Here is a 17,362-nt window from a genome sequence, read left to right as displayed (position 1 = left end):
CGCCGAGGCCTTTCGGGCCGACCCAAACACGCCGATTTTTCCACTTTAAGGCGGCTCAAGTTTTGGGAGGTGGTCAAACACGCCGATTTTTCCACTTTAAGGCGGCTCAAGTTTTGGGAGGTGGTCAGCAGTCCAAATCATAGGCGGGAAGTGCTTACGATTCCCGGGGCAGTCCAACTTGCTGCGGCGTAGTACAGCGAATTCGGGGGCGACATCCGTCGGTCTTCGCCATCCGATCCAAACATCGAATTTATGGAACTTGATCGTAGTCGAACTTGCACGCTGCCAGTTTTCGAGTCGCTTCGTATTCCTTTCCGGAATATTGGGTGCGGCCGCGTTCTGAAATAAGGTGCAGGTTTTTCCGGGCACGAGATCCGATGACGTAGAGCAATTTCATCGCGCTTTCTTGGCCGTTTGGATCGTTGAAGTGGGGCACCATATCTTCAAGAAGGGCGTAGGCGATCACAGTATCGAACTCCGCTCCTTTCACGCCGTGGATCGTTGAAATGGTTATCCCTGTACGGCTTTGAAAGACCTTTCTGAATGTCTCGACGCTCCCGATAAATTCTGCCCCTTCTTTTTTCAGGCGATCAATTCTGATTTGAGAGCTTTCAAAGAATGCTTTATGGTGTTCTTGGAGTAGTGGGAAAAGCCGAAAATCTATGGCTAGGTTAAAGAATAGAGTCTCAAAAAATTTCAGAAGATAGGCGAGTCCGTCACCCTCATCGATCCGGATTTTATTGCATTCTTTGAGTAGCGATTTTCCAGTGAGGCCGGAAGTGCTCACGCCGACGGTCTCCAGGTCATTCAGAATTTCCCCGGCCCATCGTAGTCTGCGTACGTACATGCTCGGCGATGCTCGTGTCAAAGCAATCTTCGCAAGTTTGTACCAAAAATTGTCTGTGTCCCGAGCGAAGGGAACCATGCCTGGACCATCGAATGAATACTCTGGCATGCTGGCAACCAAGCGGCGTGTCATGCTTGCCAGATGCACCCACTGCGGCGCAAGTATGCAGATCTCGTGAGGAACAATTCCCTTGGTCTGGATGTTGAAACGAATCAGTCGGATCAACTCATTTTCCAGATCTTCCTTGCTGACCGTCGTGTTAAAAGAGATCAGGCTTTGATAGCTCTTGTCTTTAGACTCAGATTCGATCTTGGTTGCATGGACGTTGAAGTTGCCAAAATATTCGATGATGCGTTCAGAAGAACGATAGTTCTTTGAAAGTTCGAGTTCGTCAATATCGATTCCCGCCATGGCCTTGAAATCTTCATAAGCCATCGGGTAGCCACCGAGTGTCTGGTAAATTGCCTGATTGGGGTCTCCTACAATCAGGGTTTTCGTCGTGCCTTGACCGGCTCTCAGAATTGAAGTGATGATTGAATACTGGATTCGTTTAGTGTCTTGATACTCATCTACCAGAACGAAGGCAAACAATTTGCTCAAAATGGCACTAATGGCTGGGCGGTTGACAATTAACTGATAGGCGTAGAATAGAATTAACTCGAAATCTATTTCTCTGTTTTTTATTAGAATGTCAAAATAACCTTCCAGTATCTTATGTAAGCCATCATGCTTCCAACGCTGCTGGCATGAAAGGATGTAGCCGGTTTCGGTAAAATAGAAATCGCAGTCCCAGAAAGTAATTTTGGGCTTTTTGTACGGTTCGCACAGCTTTTCTAAAATCTTCTCGCGCTCATGTTGGTCGATGACGCGAAAGCCGCGCTTCAGAGCATCGTGATAGATGCCATATGGTTTCAATATCCATTCCAAGCAAAAGGAGTGGATGGTTCCAATCCACAGCTGGGACGTGTCTACCCCCAAATCCTCGATCCGTTCGTGAATCTCGTCAGCCGCACGATGCGTATAGGTGATGGCGATGACAAACTGTTTTTTTGACTCCAGTCGAGATAGCTCATACGCAATCTTGTAGGTCAGGGTCCGAGTTTTACCGCTCCCTGGGCAGGCGACAAGAAATACACTGCCAGGGTGCAGGATTGCCGCATCCTGCTCAGGGTTCAGGTCGTCGTTATCCCACGTGAACATGATCAGAACACCTTGAGCACGTCATTGATGCGATCATCGGGAAATCCAGCAAGCACCTCGTTCCGGATGCTCACGAAGTCGATTTCCCCGTTCAAGAAGGCCGTTAGCTTTTGTCGGAACGCATTGCATTGTTCCGTGGTTGCGGCAGAAAAAATATCTTCTTCTTGAAGCTTCAGCCGATAGCTCAGAATGTTGAACCAGACTTCCTTCTTGACTACCGGATGAGCGAAGGCAACGGCGCGGAGAATATATTCCGGGATGGCTGCATCTGAATCGATTTTCTTGCCAAGCAGGATGGCGAGCCAGCCTTTGCCGTAGTTATCGGCAATCGTCAATGCCCGCTGTCCGTAGAGCGCCACATCTGCGGATTCGAGATCCGCCTTGGCTGTAGCGATGGTGGCCTTGTCCTTGTATACCTCGGGAAGAATGCCGACTACTTTTCGTGCGTTGCCTGCCGAGACGAAATCGACTTCAAACGTATGTGATGCGAAGAATGACGCAATCCACGGGTTTCCATTGAATGCCGCTTCCAACGCAGCCTTCCTCGCGATTCCCTTCTCTTGGGACGCCTGGTACTTCTTCTTGCGCTGCTGCACCGCTTCGGGCTCGCCGGCTATGAGAGTCGTGTCGATGATGGCCTTATCGAGGTCGGTGACGATACTGCATCGCTTCCGAATTCGATCGCTATGGAAAAGGGCAGCGACGTTCTGGAAGCCGGTGCTTCTTATATTAATGAGGCTGATGCCAAGTTCATCCAGGCTTACTCCAAATACCTTTTTGATGAGTATCGGGATCAAAATCTCTTCGGCGTCGCCTTCGACTAAGACTACGCTTTTCGCGAATAACAGGTTGCTGCGCACCGCGTCCAAGTAGCGTTGGACGTTACCGATCTCTTCATCTGTGAGGCCGGCCGTCGGCTGATAGGCTTCGCATCGATCAGGCTCTCTGCCAAGAATGTTCATATTCTGAACATTGCTGACCTCTGAAATATGCGACGAGTGGGTAGAGTAGATAATCTGCGTCTCGTCGTACTGGATGCGATCAAATAGCGTCTTTTGAATGTGTGTGTGAATATGGGCTTCCGGCTCTTCAATCAACAGAAAGTTTGCTATCGATTGTTTCGCCTTCTGGTACTTGAATTCCAGTAGTTTCAACGTGAGAAATATCAAATTGGCCCCACCAAGGCTTAGCTCGTGGATTGGTCCTTCATAGCCCTCTGTTGACTCCCCAACAAACAGCTTGAGCGACTGGAATAGTCTGTCAGCTTCATCCGGAAGATCTGATTTGATCGATAGAGAGGCAGGCGAGTACGCCTCGCCGGCAGCGTCCTTGATGGTGTCTCGTATGTCGGTGCGAACAACCTGGACATCCTGTAAGGACTCTATCGAGTCATTCAGAGCTTTCACCCCATCGGTGATGGCCTGAAAGGCCACGGGGTCGATGTCGCCGCTCTTAGCCTTCAGTAGCGATAGAAGGGGGTTTGTCCGGTTGTTGTGAAATTCAGATACTACGTCTCGCAGTGCCTGAACAAACGTGAAAGATATTTCCTTGGAAACGGATAGTACGCTTGGAATTTTAGCGCCGATTACAGGGAATTCAATTTCCTCACTGAATCTGGCGTTTTCGAAATCGCCAACGACTTCCTTATAAAATTTATCGTCATTGAATTCCGCTGCACTTCGGCCTGTAAATATGGTCTCGTAGTCTTCTATGGATATTGAGTTCTGAATTGCAGCAAGGCCGTCGTGATCGCCATCATCCAGTTGGGATAGGCTGAGGCGAATTTCTTTCTTGGGGCGGAAAATCAGGTTGTAAGTTGCTCGTCCGACAGGCTCGTCGTCGACGATTCCGGCCCCATGGCAGAACAACGCTTGAACAGCTTCGTCGGCCGAGATTTCTTCAAATTCCAGGCTGATGATGATCCAATGTCCTTGCCATTTCTCTAAGCCGCGATGGAAGTCAGTCGAATCCAGGCGGTAGGCAGACCGGATCATGTTGTCATCGAGCAATAGCCTGATCGCGCGGAATAGGTTGGTTTTCCCTGACCCATTCTCGCCAATGATGGTGTTAACGCCTTTATTGAATAGGAGTTTCGTATTCGCGAAATTTCTGTAGTTGATCAGGCTGAGCTTGGAAATGTGCATGTAGGGCCCCGGTTTGGACGAGGCAAGTTCGATGCTGGATTGCCTCCTTAAATTCCGATCATGTTACAAGGTGTCGCTCGATTCTGCTGCAGGAACTATCGGGCGAGAGATGAGCGTGCTGTTGTGTTGCTTTGCGCGTCTCTGCGTTACACCGTCGGGTTCGCGGACTGTCCCCGCGCCTCCCGCTGAGCCGCGGTCATTTGGCTTTGCTCCCTGACGTCTCCGGCTCTTGCAGGCCCGCACGCTCCGCTTGCCGGCGCGGATAGCAGAGAGGAGGGGGCTTGCTGTTTCCTTCGCCGTATCACGGCATACTCGCCGTCAAGGGCTGCGCGTGCGAGCGCGCTGGCAGCCCGTGGCTGACCCGTGACGGCTTGCGTTGCGCCGTGCTGGCGACGGTTCCGGGCAATTCCGCCGGTGCAACCGGAGATCGCCATGAGCGTATTCATCACTTTACGAACAACGATTCCTGATGCTGGCCAATGGCCGTAAATCACTCCAGACTCCGGAATTTAATCCGGTGCCCGTGGTCATGTTGTTCACGCCGGCCGCCGGCGCGAGCTGGCTGCTGCACGAGAAGCTGCGTCATGTTCTTTGCCTGACCCACCCCCGAAAACCCGGCGCAAGACGCTCCGGACGAAGCCGGAGACTGGGAGATTGAGGCTACGCCAGCGATGGCAGCCTGATCATCCGCAATCGGAACAGCGCCCCGGCCTCGGCCGGGGCGTTTCGTTGAAGGAGCAAGCCCATGTCTCGCAACATCATCTGCCGCCCGCGCATGGCGGCGATCTACGCACCAGGTACCGTGCGCGCCCGCCGCTGGCATGGCACCGGCGACGTCCGCGGCTACCGCCCGCCGTTGGGCTGGTCAGCCAGGGCGGACCTCACTGGTACGCACCCCATCACCAGCCGCGTTCTGCCGCGCGCAGAGTGGGGGATTATTGAAACGAAGGAATAGCCGCAAATAGGCTACGCACCCAGCCCGTTCCGGCATGGGCGCGGAGGAAAAAAACCGGGCGCGGGAGTGGCCGCGCCCAGGAGATCAGTACATCAAGCGGCTTTGCGAAAAGGCACAACATTGCTACCACGCGCTGCCACCGCAGCTCGCTCTACCCGTAGTAGAGCTTGATGCGCCGCATCTTCATGCCACTTCGTGGCAGGTTTGCTCCACCCCTCCGGCCAGTGCGATAAGTGCATTACAAGAAGCGCCACCGTAGAGCCACTGTTTACCGTCTCAAAACTTCTGGCACCAGTTGTCTTTCATATCGTCACTTTCACAGATTGAGTTGAGCGGTGAGATTACTTCGGCTTCTTCAAGACGACATCGGCTTCGAGCATGCACTGACTGCCATGAAATTCAGCAGTTTTCCATCCAGCCCTCCGCATCTCGCTTGCATACCACTGCTTCACGGGTTCTGTGATTTTTACGCGCTTGTCATCAGGGTTCTCTTGGTTATAGAGGCCAATGACTTGAGCCGCTGACGCGATGAAGGTCGGCTCATTAGGGGAACGATCACCAGGATCTGGAGCGATGAAAGGTCTAGCCATAGGACGGACTCCTGTTAAAAATTAATAAATATTGAGTACATGTGTACTCGGAGTACATGGAGTGTACTGGTTTTTTGTGGGCTGCAAGTAGTGCTAACGTCTAAGCCGCTCTGAGCGGTACAGGCCATATGCTTCAGCACTTGCTGCGGCAAGCTGTATCTGCATGCCGCCATCAGAGCTAGCGGATGATTTGCATAACAAAAAGTAGAGAGGCCGCGGGATTGGCCCATTGCTGGCCGGCTTCGCCGGTCTTCTTCCTGTAGCTGCCATGCGCTGCGCCGCTGTACGCGAGCAGGCGGAGCTATCGCAAAGTCCTTCAACCACGCGGACTTGCGAGTGCCATTGATGATCGAGTGGGAGTGAATTGACTTTCTTCGAGAAGGTCGGAATCGCTACCGATTGATGCCTCGGTTATCCGGGGTGGTCAGCGCCCCGGCGACGACGGCAACCGCGCGATCGCCGAGGCGGTGGACCTCGACACGCTGTTCGATCCGGCGCCGGACGTCAGGTCCGCTCGAAGCGCAGCATCCCGAACGTCCGCGGATGCTGACCGCCGTCCGCAGGATGATGCACGCCATCGTTGACGGTGACCTCGTCGAAGTCGAAGGGGCTCAGGCCGTCGAGGCAGGCAACGTTGACGCCGTACTGGTTCGGGTTTGATCGGCGCTGGTGATGCGTGTAGATGCCGCAGCGCGAACAGAAGTAATGCTTCGCCGTCTTCGTGCCGAACTGGTAGAGCGAGAGTGCGTCCTCGCCCTGGGTGATGCGGATGTCGTCGAGGTTTGCCGACACGGCGACGGCGCCGCGCATGCGGCAATAGGAGCAGTTGCAGCGACGCGCGGTGCGCAGACCGTCGGTGAGGCGTACATGGAAGCGCACCGTGCCGCAGTGGCAGGCGCCGTCGATCTCGGTGATGTCGAGGTTCATGATGATCCGTCGGTCGAAGAAACGCACGGACGTGGATTATAGGCGCCTCCGCGACGGGCCAGGGTCACGCGTGGGCGCTGCGTTTCCGTTCGATCAATGCGACCACCGCGTCGGCGATGGTGGGCGACGTGGGGTTGTAGACCATCAGCGTGAGGTCCGGCCGACCCTCGACCGCGAAGGTGGAAAACTCCAGTTCGATGAGGCCGAGCTCCGGATGGCGCAGTCGTTTCAGGCCGTCGCCGTGGCCCGCGACGTCGCTGCTTTCCCAAAGCCGCGCGAAGACGTCGCTGCTACGGCAAAGCTCGTCGACCAACTGCATGATCTCGCCGTGGGCACCCGCGCGCGCGGCATCGGCGCGAAACGTGGCGACCACGTAGCGCGCGACGCTCATCCAGTCGTCCTGGGCCCGTCGCACCTGTGCGTTGGAGAACATCAGGCGCAGGATGTTGCGTTGCTCGCGCGGCAACAGACTGTAGTCGGTAAGTAACGCGGCGGCGGCCGCGTTCCATGCCACCACGTCCCAGGTGGCCGTGCGGATGATGCCGGGGCTGGCCGGCAAGCCGTCGAGTACGCGTTGCAGGCGGGGCGTGATGCCTTGCGGCGCGGTGTACTTCGGCTCCGGCGGATGACCCAGCGCGAGCATGAACATGTGCTCGCGCTCGGGTTCGGTCAGCATCAGGCTGGCGGAAAGACGATCGAGCACTTCGATCGACGGGGCGCCGCCACGGCCTTGCTCCAGCCACGTGTACCAGGTCGGGCTGATGTTCGCGCGCTGGGCCACCTCTTCGCGGCGCAGGCCGGGGGTGCGCCGGCGTCCGGCGGCAAAGCCGAACGTCACCGGATCCAGGCGGGTGCGGCGGTCGCGGAGGAACGTGCCCAGGGAGGGGCCGGCGTGGGTGGGCATGGCGGAGCCTGTTGGTTTCGATACCAGGATAACGTCACTACTTTAATAGGCTGGCACGGCGGCCGACACTTGTCGACAGGCCCACTGACGAGCGTTTGCCATGCGTATCTTTCTTACCGGCGCGACGGGTTTCATCGGCTCGCGCATCGTCCCCGACCTTCTGGCGGCGGGTCACCAGGTGATCGGCATGACCCGGTCCGATGCCGGCGTGGCGTCGCTTCGCGCGGCCGGTGCCGACGCGCATCGGGCCACCCTGGAAGACCTGCCATCGATCCAGGCGGGGGCTGAGGGGGCCGACGCGGTGATCCACACCGCCTTCGATCATGACTTCGATCATTTCGTGGCGAACTGCGACAAGGACCGGCGCGTGATCGAAGCCCTGGGCGAGGTGCTCAAAGGCTCGGACCGCCCGTTCGTCATCACCTCGGGCACCGGTCTGGGGCAGGCGGCGCACGGGCAGCCGGCGACGGAGGATGTGTTCAATCCCGAGCACCCCAATCCGCGGAAGCTGTCCGAACTGGCAGGGCAGGCACTGTTGGAGGCAGGCGTGAACGTGTCGGTGCTTCGGTTGCCGCAGGTGCACGACCCGGTGAAGCAGGGTCTGATCACGCCGTTCGTGGCGCTCTGCAAGCAGGTCGGGCGCGTGGCGTATCTCGGCGAAGGCCGCAACCGCTGGCCGGCCGGGCCGGTGCGGGACGTGGCCCGGCTATATCGGCTCGCGGTGGAGAAAGGCGTGCCGGGCGCGCGGTATCACGCGGTGGCCGAAGAGGGGGTCGAGGTACGCGATATCGCCCGTGTGCTGGGGGCGGGGCTGGGCTTGCCGGTGGTGTCGCTGTCGGGCGAGGAGGCGCAGGCACACTTCGGGTGGTTGGGGATGTTCGTGGGGTTGGACATGCCGGCGTCGAGTGCGCTGACACGGGAACGGACAGGGTGGGTGCCGACGGGGCCCTCGCTGCTTTCGGACCTGGCGCGGATGGATGTCACCGCGGTGTGACGGCGTGGGTTGCATGGGCCCACGGCGGGGCGTCGGGAGGACGCGTCACGCTGCATCGTTGAACAGCAGGTCGTAGAGCAGCGGGATCAGCCCGAGCGTCACCAGGGTACCGAGCAGCAGGCCGCCGATGAGGGTGATCGCCATGCCCGTCCACAGCGGCCCCGCGAACAGCATCAGGGGGATCAGCCCCACGATGCAGGTGAGCTTGGTCATCACGATGGGGCGTAACCGTTTCACCGCCGCTTCCACCACCGCCTCGTGGTGGCTCCGCCCCTCCGCGAGTTCCGCCTCGATGCGCTCCAGCAGCAACACCGCGTTGTTGACGATGATCCCCGCCAGCGCGAGCAACCCGAACGTGGCCATGAAGCCGAATGGGTAGCCGCTCACCACGAGGGCCAGCGTCGCGCCGATCACGATGAAGGGAATGCTCGCGACGATGATGAACACCTTGCGGAACGAGTTGAACTGCCAGACGAAGAGCAGCAGCATGCCCGCGATCGCCAGGGGCATGTAAGTGAGCAGCACCGCGTTGGCTTCCGCCGAGTCTTCCAGTTCGCCGCCCACCGTGATCGTATAGCCCGGCGGCAGGTGGATGCGGGCCATCGCCGGGGCGAGGCGGTCGGCCATCTGCTGCGCGGTGAGCGTGGCGTTGCGTGCCCTGAGCGTGATCGAACGATCGAGGTTGCGCCGCTGTATCACGCCCGGCTCCGCATCGAGTGTCGTGCGGGCGATCGCATCCAGCGGCACGGCCTGGCTGGCATCCGCCGACGGATAGATCACCGTGTCGCCGGGCCCGGTGTCGCCTTTCCGTTCGTCGTCGCTGCCACGCACCACGATCGGCACCGCGGTGCCGCCATCGTCGACGGACGCCACGGCTTCGCCGCTGTAGCGCCGCTGGAGCGCATGGAGCACGTCGTCGCGCGCGATGCCCCGCGCCTGCATCGCGACGGTATCCAGGTGCACGCGATAGCGCGGCACCCGCGGCCCCCAACTGTCCGTGGCGTCGATCGTGCCGGGCAGGGTGCGCAAGGCATGCTCCACCTGCGCACCGATCGCGCGCAGGGTCGCTTCGTCAGGGCCGTTCACGCGATAGACGGCCACGCCCGCTTCCGTCGCACCGAGGGAGAAGCGCTTCGGCTCCGCGTGGAGGTCGGGGAAGCGCTCCGACAGGTAGCGGTCCGTCCGCGCGATGACGGTATCCAGATCGGCATCCGGCGTCACCGACACGGTGAAGTAGCCGATGTTGGCGCCCGGCAACGGGGGATCGAGACCCAGCACGATGCGCGGACCGCCGTCTGCGACGTAGCCGACGCTGTCCTCGATGTCCGGGTTGATCGTGCGGTCTGCCAGCCAGCGGCTGATGGTTTGCACCGATGCCAGCGTCCGCCGCGCATCGATGCCTGGCTGGAAGGTCAGCGGCACCTGGAATTGCAGGCGATCCGACGCGGGCAGGAAGTCATACGGCAGGTGCGACAGCGTCCAGCTCGCGGCACCGAGCAGCGCCAGCATCGTGCCCACGAACATCGCCTTGTGCCCCAGCACCCAGGCGATAACGCGCCGATAGGCCCGGTAGAGGCGCGAGTCGTGGGCGGTTTCATCCGTGGTGTCTGCGTGCACCCGGGCGAAATGGAAGCACAGCAGCGGCGTCACGGTCAGGCCGAGCAGCCACGAACCGAGCAGGGTCACGGCGAGTACGACGGCCAGCGAACGCAGGTATTCGTTGGTGCTAGTCTGCCCCAGGAAGAACGGCGAGAACGCGAGGATGATGACAAGGGTGGAGACGAGCAGCGGCGCGGCCAGCGTGCGTCCGGCGTCGATACAGGCCTGGCGGCGCGCTTCGCCCGCCTTGAGGCGTCGCTCGATGTCTTCGGCGATCACGATGCCGTTGTCCACCAGCAGGCCGAGCGCGAGGATGATCGCCGCCATCGACACCATCTGCAGCTCCACGTCGAACGCGCGCATGACGATGAGCGAGCTGAGGATGGTCAGCGGCACGATGGCGCCGACGATGAGCCCCATGCGCCAACCCAGGAACAGCATCACCACCGCCATCACGATGACGATGGTCTCGCCCATGACGTGATGCATCTTGCCCATCTCGCGGGCGACGACGTCGGCCTGGAACGTGGTGACGTGCGTCTGGAATCCGGCGGGCAGCCGTTGCGTCGCCGTCGCGATGGTGCGCTTGAGTTCGGCGCCGAACGCGGCGATGTCCAGGCCGTCCGCCATCGAGACGGAGACCACCACCGCCGGTTGTCCCTGGTAGACCGCGGCGCCTTGCGGCGGATCGACGGGCATCGCCTGGACGGTGGCGACGTCGCCCAGGGGCACGTCATGCCCCTGGCCTCCACCCGGCAGCGCGAGGTGGAAGGCGCGCAGGTCATCCGCGTTGCGGAGGCGTCCATCGACGCTCACCGACAATCCCAGGCCCGACACCGATGGCTGCCCGGCCGAGGCGATGGCGTTGCGGGCGGCCAGTTGCTGCGCGATGGCGCCGGGCGTGAGGCCGAGCGAGGCGAGCGTGTTGCGGTCGAACTGCAGGTAGAGCTGGGTGTCCTGCATGCCATACAGCGCGACCCGCGAGACGCCCTTCTGCGCGTAAAGGTCGGCACGGAAGCGTTTGAGCGGTTCACGCATCTGCGCGAGGCTGAACCCTGGCGCGGTCACGGCGATCGAGGCGACCGACACGCGACCGAAGTCGTCGTCGAGGAAGGGCCCGATGGTGCCTTGCGGGTAGCCTTGCGCCACGTCCGCCAGGCGGGAGCGCACCTTCTGCCACAGGCCGTCCAGGTCGGTGATCCGGTCGTATGCGGTGAGCTGGATCACGGCCGCGCCAGGACGTACCGTCGTGGCGATGGTCTTGATGCCGTCCAGTTCGCGCAGCCGCTCTTCGGCCGGCTTGGCGAGGATGTCTTCCGCCTCGCTGGTCGAGATGCCGGGGAGGCGGATGGAGACGACCGCATCGCGCACGGTCACCGACGGTTCTTCCTGCGATGGAAAGTGCAGGAATGTCCACGTGCCGGCCAGCAGGATGAGCGCGGCGATGAAAAAAGTCAGGCGGCTGCCGTCGAGCGCCGATCGGGTCAGGTGCATCTCAATGGCCCTCCACCTGGCTGGCGCCATCGAAGGCTCGCACCGCCTGGCCGTCGCTCAGGAAGGCCGTGCCGCCACTCACCACGCGTTCGCCGCGGGCCAGGCCGGCCGCGACCAGCACGCGGTCGCCAAGGTGCCCGGCCACGCGGATGCGTCGGCGATGTATCTGGCCGTTCGCGTCGTCGAACACGAACACGCTGTCCTGGCCGGGACGGTCGCCCGGAATCCACGCGGTCAGCGGTATCGACAGCGAGTCCGCGGCCGCGCCTGCGAGCCGCACCTGCACGAACTGGCCGGGGATCAGTCCGAACGGCACGCCAACCGGACGAAAGAGGGTTTCCACGGTGCTGCCGCGGTCGGCGTGGTCGCCGATGCGGTACACGCGAACGGTCGTCGAGGTGCCGTCGGAGGCGATGGCGGTCGCTTCGTCTTCCACGTGCAGCGTGGCGCGCATGGCACGGGGCACGAAGGCGACGATCTCCGCCTGTCCCGCGCCGTCGAGCGTCAGCACGGTCTGCCCGGCGGCGAGATCCTGGCCCGGCTCTTCCGCGCGCGACGCGACGCGCCCCGCGAACGGCGCCACGATGGCGGCGTGGCGCGCGTCCCGGGCCGCCAGCGCGACGGCGGCCCGCGCGGCGTTTGCCTTGCCGCGCGCGGCTTTCTCGGCGGCGCGTGTCGATGCGAGGGTGCTCTGCGAGGCGACGCCGTCGTCGAACAGCGCCTGTTGCTGGCGTAACTGCTCGGCCCGGTCGGCGGCCTCCGCATCCGCCGCGCTGGCTTCGGCCTGGACCTGGGCCAGGCGAAGCCGGCCTGGTTCGGGGTCCAGCGTCGCCAGCACCTGTCCCGCGGCGACGGTGTCACCCGGTTGCACCGTGACGGTGGCCAGCCGTCCCGGCATGTCGAAGCTCAGGCGTGCGCGCTGGGCCTGGCGCACTTCGCCGGTGAAGGACGTAGCGGCGCCCGGGGCGACGGCGGCATCGCTGAGCAACACCGTACGTGGCATCCGGGCATCGGCAGGATGCCTGTCGCAGCCACTGAGCAGCGTCAGCAGCGACGCCAGCGCGAAGGAAACACGGATCATGAGAGGCGCTCCATGAGATAAAGCCGGCGGGCGCGGCGTCGAAACGAGGCGCGCGATGGAAGGGCGTGGGCGTGTGTCAGTCCGAGGGCGCATGCGCGACGCCGTCGGCGGCCGGCAGCGTCACGCCGTAGAAGGCGCGAAAGACGGCGATGCGGTTCAGGGCCTGCGCGCGTTGCGCCGAAAGGCAGTCGACCTGCACCTGGGCGGCATCGATCGTACGGGCGAGCAGCGTGGAGGCGTCTTCGAGCCCGCGCTGCTGTCGTGCCAGCGCCTTGCGCAAGCGCTCGCCGTTGGCCCGGCAGACCGGCGCCAGGCGGGTCGTGCGGAGGATGGCGGCGTCCCGCCCCCCGAGGGCATCGGCGACGTCGCGAAACGCGTCCCTCACGGTGGATTCGTACGCGGCGACGGCTGCGTTCTTGCGGGCCTTCGCGAGATCCAGGTCGGCCTGTCGCGCGCCGCCGTCGAAGAGCGGCAGGGTGACCTGGGGCAGGAAGGTCCAGCCACCAGTGGCCGCGCCGAAGAGGTGTGCCAGGTCGGTCGAGACGTGTCCCGCGGACGACGACAGCTGGATCGAGGGAAAGAATGCGGCGCGGGCGGCGCCGATGCGCGCGTTGGCCGCCCGGAGCCGCTCTTCCGCGCGCATGACGTCCGGTCGCTGGAGGAGCACGTCGGAGGGCAGCGAGCGCAGGTCGCCATCGGGAATGCCGTTGACGCCGATCGCGGCGATGTTGGCGGCCGGGTCGGGGAGGTCGTACCCGGCCAGCGAGCGCAGGCGGCGCAGGGCGTCCGCGTGTTGCCGCCGGGCGTCGGTCGAGGCGATGTGGGCCCGTGCGGCCTGGTCCACGTGTTCCTGGGCCTGATCCGCCGAGATCGTGCCGACGGCTTCCTGCGTGCGCGCCTGCGCGGCAAGCGCATCGGCCGCCTCGGCGGCGTGGCCCAGCCGCTCGGACACCTCGGCTGACGCGCGTTCGTCGACGTACGCGGCCAGCACGTCCGCGATCAGCGCAGCTCGTGCTTCGGCCTGGGCCGCCGCGCTTGCCATGTAGTCATGCGCGGCAGCCTCGGAAAGGCGGCTCACTCGGCCGAAGACGTCCGGTTCGAAGCGAAAGTCGAGCGTGGCGGAGGTGAAGTCGCGATCCAGGATCGCGGCGGCGCGTGGGTCGTCCAACCGGGCCTTGTCACGCTGCGCGCGTGCATCCAGTTGCGGAAACAGGCCCGATCGCTGTGCCGTCACCTCGGCCCGTGCCTCCGCGAGCTGCGCCGCGGCGGCGCGAAGGTCGGGATGGGTCGCCAATGCCGACGCGACCAGATGCAGGGCCTCGTCGCCGGGCGCGAAGGCGACGAGGAAACGCCGCTCGTCGGCCGAGATCGCCGCCGGTGGGGAGGCCTCGCTTCGCGTGGCGGCGCGGGGCTCTCCGAGCGTGGCGGGCACCGTCACCACCGGTCGTTCATAGGTTGGCGCTAGCGAACAGCCCGGCAGCAGCGCGACCAGGGCGAGCATGACTACGAGCAGGGCCGAATGGGGCCAGAGGACTGCATCTTCGCGATAGACGTGGCGCATCGCCGACTCTCGACTGTTAAGCTGCGCGCATCGTCGCCGGTGTATCTCAAGGCGCTATTGGCCTTTCTTTAAGATTTGATCAAGGAGTTCGAGATGGCCCGACGCGTGCTCGTCGTCGAAGACGATGCGGACAGCGCGAGCATCCTCCAGGCCTACCTGCACAAGGAGGGCTTCGAGGTGCACATCGCGCCCGACGGTCAACGCGGCATCGACGTCCATGCCCAGTGGAAGCCCGACATCGTGCTGCTCGATGTCATGCTGCCGCACGTCAGCGGCACCGATGTGCTCTCTACCATCCGCCGCACCAGCCAGACACCGGTGATCATGCTGACCGCCGTGGGCGACGAGCCCGACAAGATCGGCGCCTTGCGCTACGGCGCCGACGATTACATCGTCAAGCCGTATAGCCCGAAAGAAGTGATGGCGCGCGTGCACGCCGTGCTCCGGCGCGCGGTGCACCCGGCGACCGCGACCGCCGTGCTCACGCAAGGGCCGGTCAGCGTCGACACCGAGTCGGTCCAGGCCACGGTGCGGCATGCGCAGCAGGGCACGCGGGTGCTCGACCTCACGCCGACCGAGTTCAGCATCCTCGCGATGCTCATCCGCACGCCGTTCAAGGCGTTCACGCGCGCCGAACTGCTGGAGGCCTGCCTGCCCGACAGCGATGCGCTGGAACGGGTCGTAGACACCCACGTGCATAACCTGCGGCGCAAGCTCGAGGCGTTGGGCGTGCGCGGCGTGCTGGTGACCGTGCGCTCGGTCGGCTACCGTTACCAATGACGCCGGCGCCGTCGAAGCCCGACGGGCGCAGTGATCCGCTGTGGCGGTGGGTGGCCGTGCGCATGAGCCTGCTGGCCGTGGGCACGATGCTCGTGATCGCGTTCTGCATGTGGCTGCGCCTGGCGCTGGCCACCCAGGCGATGGAGCGGCGCATGCCTCCCGATGCGCGTGCCGACGTGACGCGCCTGATGACGTCGCCCGAGACGAACAAGGCGCGCATCTGGCCCTATCTCGAACGCTACTACGAGGTGGCGGACTTCATGCCCGGGCTGCTCGGCGACGACTGGCTTGTGTTCTACGGGCTGGTGCTGGTGTCGATTCCGGTGGTCGGCGTGCTGGGCGTGGTCGCGTCGCGTCCGTTGTCGCGACAGTTTTCCAACGTGGCGGCGGCCGGTCGGCGGGTGGCCGGCGGCGATTTTTCCGCGCGCGCCTCCGTCACCGCCGGTGCGCCGCTGGAGCTTCGCCACCTGGCGGAAGACTTCAACGCGATGTGCGAAAAGCTCTCCCGTTACGAGCGCGAGGTGATGGATTCCAGCGCGATCCTCGCGCACGAGCTGCGCACGCCGCTCAACGCGGCGATGGGACGCGTGCAGGGCATCCTCGATGGCGTGTTCGAGCCCGAACCCGCGCAACTGTCGATGATCCTGCGCCAGCTGGTACAACTGAACCGGCTTATCTCGGATATCCACTTCCTGTCGGTCGCCCGCGCCGGCGAGTTGCGCCTGAGCATCGACGACTTCGACCTCGCGGCGCTGGTCGACGAACGCGTGCACTGGTCGGCGCTGGCCCTGCGCGATGCCGGCGTGGCCTGCAGCACCGCGCTGGATGCACCCGCGCCCTGCCACGGCGACCGCGATCGCATCGGGCAGGTCGTTTCGATTCTCATCGAGAACGCCATCCGTTACGCGGCATCGGGAGGCGTGTTGTCCCTTCGGTTGACCCGCGAGGGCGAAGACGGCTACGCGCTCGCCGTGGAAGACCGCGGCCCCGGCGTGCCAGACGAGGCGCTGTCCCGCATCTTCGACCGGTTCTGGCGGGCCGAGCATTCGCGTGGCCGGCACTCCGGCGGCAGCGGCCTGGGCCTGTCCATCGCCAGCGTCATCGTGGAAGCCCACGGCGGCGTGCTGCGCGCGGCGAACCGCGAGGGCGGCGGCCTACGGATCACCGCGTCGCTGCCGCGCCACGCGGACTAATCCACGGCGCGCCACCAGGGATCGCCCGGGTGGGGCGATGTGAGGTCGAGGCGCTCGCCCATGCACGGCGTGGCGATCGGCACGCCGTGCTGGCCGGCGAGCGCCACGATCCGTTCGAAGGGTTCTTGCCACGGGTGCATCGCGAGGTCGAAGGTACCGTTGTGGATCGGCATCAGCCAGCGGCCCCGCAGGTCGAGATGCGCCTGAAGGGTCTGCTCCGGCTGCATGTGAACGTGCGCCCAGCGCGCATCGTAGGCGCCGGTTTCCATGAGGGTGACGTCGAACGGGCCGAAGGCGTCGCCGATGGCCTTGAAGCCGTCGAAGTAGCCCGAGTCGCCGCTGAAGAACACGCGGACGTCGTCGTCGCGGATCACCCAGGAGACCCACAGGGTGCGATCGCTGTCGCCGAGTCCGCGGCCGGAGAAATGCTGCGCTGGTGTCGCCGTGAGGTGCAGTCCCTCGACGTCGATGGATTGCCACCAGTCGCGCTGGACTACTTTGTGCGCAGGGATGCCCCAGGCCACGAGCTGGTCGCCGACGCCGAGCGGTGCGATGAATCGCTCGACCTTACTGTTGAGTTGCAGCACGGCGGCCCGATCGAGGTGGTCGTAGTGGTTGTGCGAGAGGATGACGCCAGCGATGGTGGGCAGGTCGTCGATGGCCATGGGCGGCGCATGGAAGCGCGCGGGGCCCATCCACTGGACGGGCGAGGCGCGCTGCGAAAACACCGGGTCGGTCAGCCAGTAGCGGCCGCGGAGTTTCAGCAGCACGGTCGAATGGCCCAGGCGGTAGAGGCTGCGGTCGGGCGCGGCCTCCAGGTCGGCCCGGGTCAGCGGCCTGACGGGAAGGACGTTTCCCGGCGTCGTGCCCGGCGGTTTGGCGAACATCACCGAAAACATCAGCTTCAGACCCTTCCACAGACTCGTGGGCGGACGTGGCACGGCGTTGTGGAAGCGACCGTCGCGGTGGTGGGCAGGGGTTTGCGGAGGCATGGGGAACCTGGGGTGGGCAAGGGTGCAGTCTATGCGGCTGCCGCGTGATGCGACAGCGACGACGCGTTTGCTAGGATCGGCCTCTTTCCGTGAAGCGAGAG

15 protein-coding genes are annotated in these 17,362 nt (G+C 63.1%); 6 read left to right on the top strand and 9 right to left on the bottom strand.

All coding sequences use genetic code 11. The features are described 5' to 3' along the window. Window positions 1-250: 250 nt before the first annotated feature. Together PI246_RS16650 and PI246_RS16645 are read right to left on the bottom strand one after the other, a co-directional pair. Window positions 251-2,047: an ATP-dependent helicase gene (locus PI246_RS16650; protein ID WP_320552445.1), complete on the bottom strand. Its 1,797-nt coding sequence runs from the start codon at window positions 2,045-2,047 to the stop codon at window positions 251-253. A gap of 2 nt (window positions 2,048-2,049) precedes the next feature. Next, the gene (locus tag PI246_RS16645) at window positions 2,050-4,191 is read right to left on the bottom strand and encodes an ATP-dependent nuclease (protein ID WP_320552444.1); all 2,142 of its coding nucleotides are present in this window, start codon (window positions 4,189-4,191) and stop codon (window positions 2,050-2,052) included. A gap of 281 nt (window positions 4,192-4,472) precedes the next feature. Between PI246_RS16645 and PI246_RS16640 the strand changes: the two genes are divergently transcribed. The 3 genes from PI246_RS16640 to PI246_RS16630 all read left to right on the top strand — a co-directional run bounded on the left by PI246_RS16640 (window position 4,473) and on the right by PI246_RS16630 (window position 5,146). Further along, window positions 4,473-4,661 carry a hypothetical protein gene (locus PI246_RS16640; protein WP_320552443.1) on the top strand — a complete coding sequence of 63 codons (189 nt, stop codon included), beginning with the start codon at window positions 4,473-4,475 and terminating at the stop codon, window positions 4,659-4,661. Then, on the top strand, window positions 4,661-4,849 hold the full coding sequence (locus tag PI246_RS18590) for a DUF2958 domain-containing protein (RefSeq protein ID WP_455429790.1): 189 nt from the start codon (window positions 4,661-4,663) through the stop codon (window positions 4,847-4,849). Before PI246_RS16640 ends, PI246_RS18590 begins: the two co-directional genes overlap by 1 nt. Window positions 4,850-4,936: 87 nt before the next feature. Next, entirely contained in the window at window positions 4,937-5,146 is a 210-nt protein-coding gene (locus tag PI246_RS16630) for a hypothetical protein (RefSeq protein ID WP_320552442.1), read from the top strand. 341 nt (window positions 5,147-5,487) lie between these two features. On the opposite strand, the gene PI246_RS16625 is transcribed toward PI246_RS16630, so the two are convergent. The 3 genes from PI246_RS16625 to PI246_RS16615 all read right to left on the bottom strand — a co-directional run bounded on the left by PI246_RS16625 (window position 5,488) and on the right by PI246_RS16615 (window position 7,567). Further along, entirely contained in the window at window positions 5,488-5,736 is a 249-nt protein-coding gene (locus PI246_RS16625) for a hypothetical protein (protein ID WP_320552441.1), read from the bottom strand. 504 nt (window positions 5,737-6,240) lie between these two features. Next, on the bottom strand, window positions 6,241-6,663 hold the full coding sequence (locus PI246_RS16620; RefSeq protein WP_320552440.1) for a GFA family protein: 423 nt from the start codon (window positions 6,661-6,663) through the stop codon (window positions 6,241-6,243). A 64-nt stretch (window positions 6,664-6,727) separates the two neighbouring features. Next, entirely contained in the window at window positions 6,728-7,567 is an 840-nt protein-coding gene (locus PI246_RS16615; protein ID WP_320552439.1) for a helix-turn-helix transcriptional regulator, read from the bottom strand. Window positions 7,568-7,667: 100 nt separating this feature from the next. On the opposite strand from PI246_RS16615, the gene PI246_RS16610 reads away from it, so the two are divergent. Then, a complete protein-coding gene (locus tag PI246_RS16610) occupies window positions 7,668-8,561 on the top strand; it encodes an SDR family oxidoreductase (RefSeq protein ID WP_320552438.1) in 894 nt (297 codons plus the stop codon). Window positions 8,562-8,606: 45 nt separating this feature from the next. On the opposite strand, the gene PI246_RS16605 is transcribed toward PI246_RS16610, so the two are convergent. The 3 genes from PI246_RS16605 to PI246_RS16595 form a co-directional block, all read right to left on the bottom strand. Beyond that, the gene (locus PI246_RS16605; RefSeq protein WP_320552437.1) at window positions 8,607-11,654 is read right to left on the bottom strand and encodes an efflux RND transporter permease subunit; all 3,048 of its coding nucleotides are present in this window, start codon (window positions 11,652-11,654) and stop codon (window positions 8,607-8,609) included. Window position 11,655: 1 nt separating this feature from the next. Continuing rightward, entirely contained in the window at window positions 11,656-12,735 is a 1,080-nt protein-coding gene (locus PI246_RS16600) for an efflux RND transporter periplasmic adaptor subunit (RefSeq protein WP_320552436.1), read from the bottom strand. A 76-nt stretch (window positions 12,736-12,811) separates the two neighbouring features. After that, entirely contained in the window at window positions 12,812-14,296 is a 1,485-nt protein-coding gene (locus PI246_RS16595) for an efflux transporter outer membrane subunit (RefSeq protein WP_320552435.1), read from the bottom strand. Between the two features lie 93 nt (window positions 14,297-14,389). On the opposite strand from PI246_RS16595, the gene PI246_RS16590 reads away from it, so the two are divergent. Together PI246_RS16590 and PI246_RS16585 are read left to right on the top strand one after the other, a co-directional pair. Beyond that, the gene (locus tag PI246_RS16590) at window positions 14,390-15,076 is read left to right on the top strand and encodes a response regulator (RefSeq protein WP_320552434.1); all 687 of its coding nucleotides are present in this window, start codon (window positions 14,390-14,392) and stop codon (window positions 15,074-15,076) included. Further along, window positions 15,073-16,269: a sensor histidine kinase gene (locus PI246_RS16585; protein WP_320552433.1), complete on the top strand. Its 1,197-nt coding sequence runs from the start codon at window positions 15,073-15,075 to the stop codon at window positions 16,267-16,269. The genes PI246_RS16590 and PI246_RS16585 overlap by 4 nt, the downstream gene beginning before the upstream one ends. Here the strand turns inward: PI246_RS16585 and PI246_RS16580 are convergent. Then, the gene (locus PI246_RS16580; protein WP_320552432.1) at window positions 16,266-17,261 is read right to left on the bottom strand and encodes an MBL fold metallo-hydrolase; all 996 of its coding nucleotides are present in this window, start codon (window positions 17,259-17,261) and stop codon (window positions 16,266-16,268) included. The two genes, PI246_RS16585 and PI246_RS16580, sit on opposite strands and share 4 nt — an antisense overlap. Between the last annotated feature and the right edge of the window lie 101 nt (window positions 17,262-17,362).

The organism is Luteibacter sahnii (assembly GCF_034063545.1).
Taxonomy (GTDB): Bacteria; Pseudomonadota; Gammaproteobacteria; order Xanthomonadales; family Rhodanobacteraceae; genus Luteibacter; species Luteibacter sahnii.
Note: the sequence above shows the minus strand (reverse complement) of the source record. Positions and strands in the feature narration are given on the sequence as shown.

Coding starts and splice junctions, on each gene's coding strand:
- PI246_RS16605 (WP_320552437.1), bottom strand. CDS start 11,654: ATGCACCTGACCCGATCGGCGCTCGACGGCAGCCGCCTGACTTTTTTC.
- PI246_RS16625 (WP_320552441.1), bottom strand. CDS start 5,736: ATGGCTAGACCTTTCATCGCTCCAGATCCTGGTGATCGTTCCCCTAAT.
- PI246_RS16645 (WP_320552444.1), bottom strand. CDS start 4,191: ATGCACATTTCCAAGCTCAGCCTGATCAACTACAGAAATTTCGCGAAT.
- PI246_RS16650 (WP_320552445.1), bottom strand. CDS start 2,047: ATGTTCACGTGGGATAACGACGACCTGAACCCTGAGCAGGATGCGGCA.
- PI246_RS16595 (WP_320552435.1), bottom strand. CDS start 14,296: ATGCGCCACGTCTATCGCGAAGATGCAGTCCTCTGGCCCCATTCGGCC.
- PI246_RS16580 (WP_320552432.1), bottom strand. CDS start 17,261: ATGCCTCCGCAAACCCCTGCCCACCACCGCGACGGTCGCTTCCACAAC.
- PI246_RS18590 (WP_455429790.1), top strand. CDS start 4,661: ATGCTGGCCAATGGCCGTAAATCACTCCAGACTCCGGAATTTAATCCG.
- PI246_RS16630 (WP_320552442.1), top strand. CDS start 4,937: ATGTCTCGCAACATCATCTGCCGCCCGCGCATGGCGGCGATCTACGCA.
- PI246_RS16590 (WP_320552434.1), top strand. CDS start 14,390: ATGGCCCGACGCGTGCTCGTCGTCGAAGACGATGCGGACAGCGCGAGC.
- PI246_RS16620 (WP_320552440.1), bottom strand. CDS start 6,663: ATGAACCTCGACATCACCGAGATCGACGGCGCCTGCCACTGCGGCACG.
- PI246_RS16600 (WP_320552436.1), bottom strand. CDS start 12,735: ATGATCCGTGTTTCCTTCGCGCTGGCGTCGCTGCTGACGCTGCTCAGT.
- PI246_RS16615 (WP_320552439.1), bottom strand. CDS start 7,567: ATGCCCACCCACGCCGGCCCCTCCCTGGGCACGTTCCTCCGCGACCGC.
- PI246_RS16610 (WP_320552438.1), top strand. CDS start 7,668: ATGCGTATCTTTCTTACCGGCGCGACGGGTTTCATCGGCTCGCGCATC.
- PI246_RS16585 (WP_320552433.1), top strand. CDS start 15,073: ATGACGCCGGCGCCGTCGAAGCCCGACGGGCGCAGTGATCCGCTGTGG.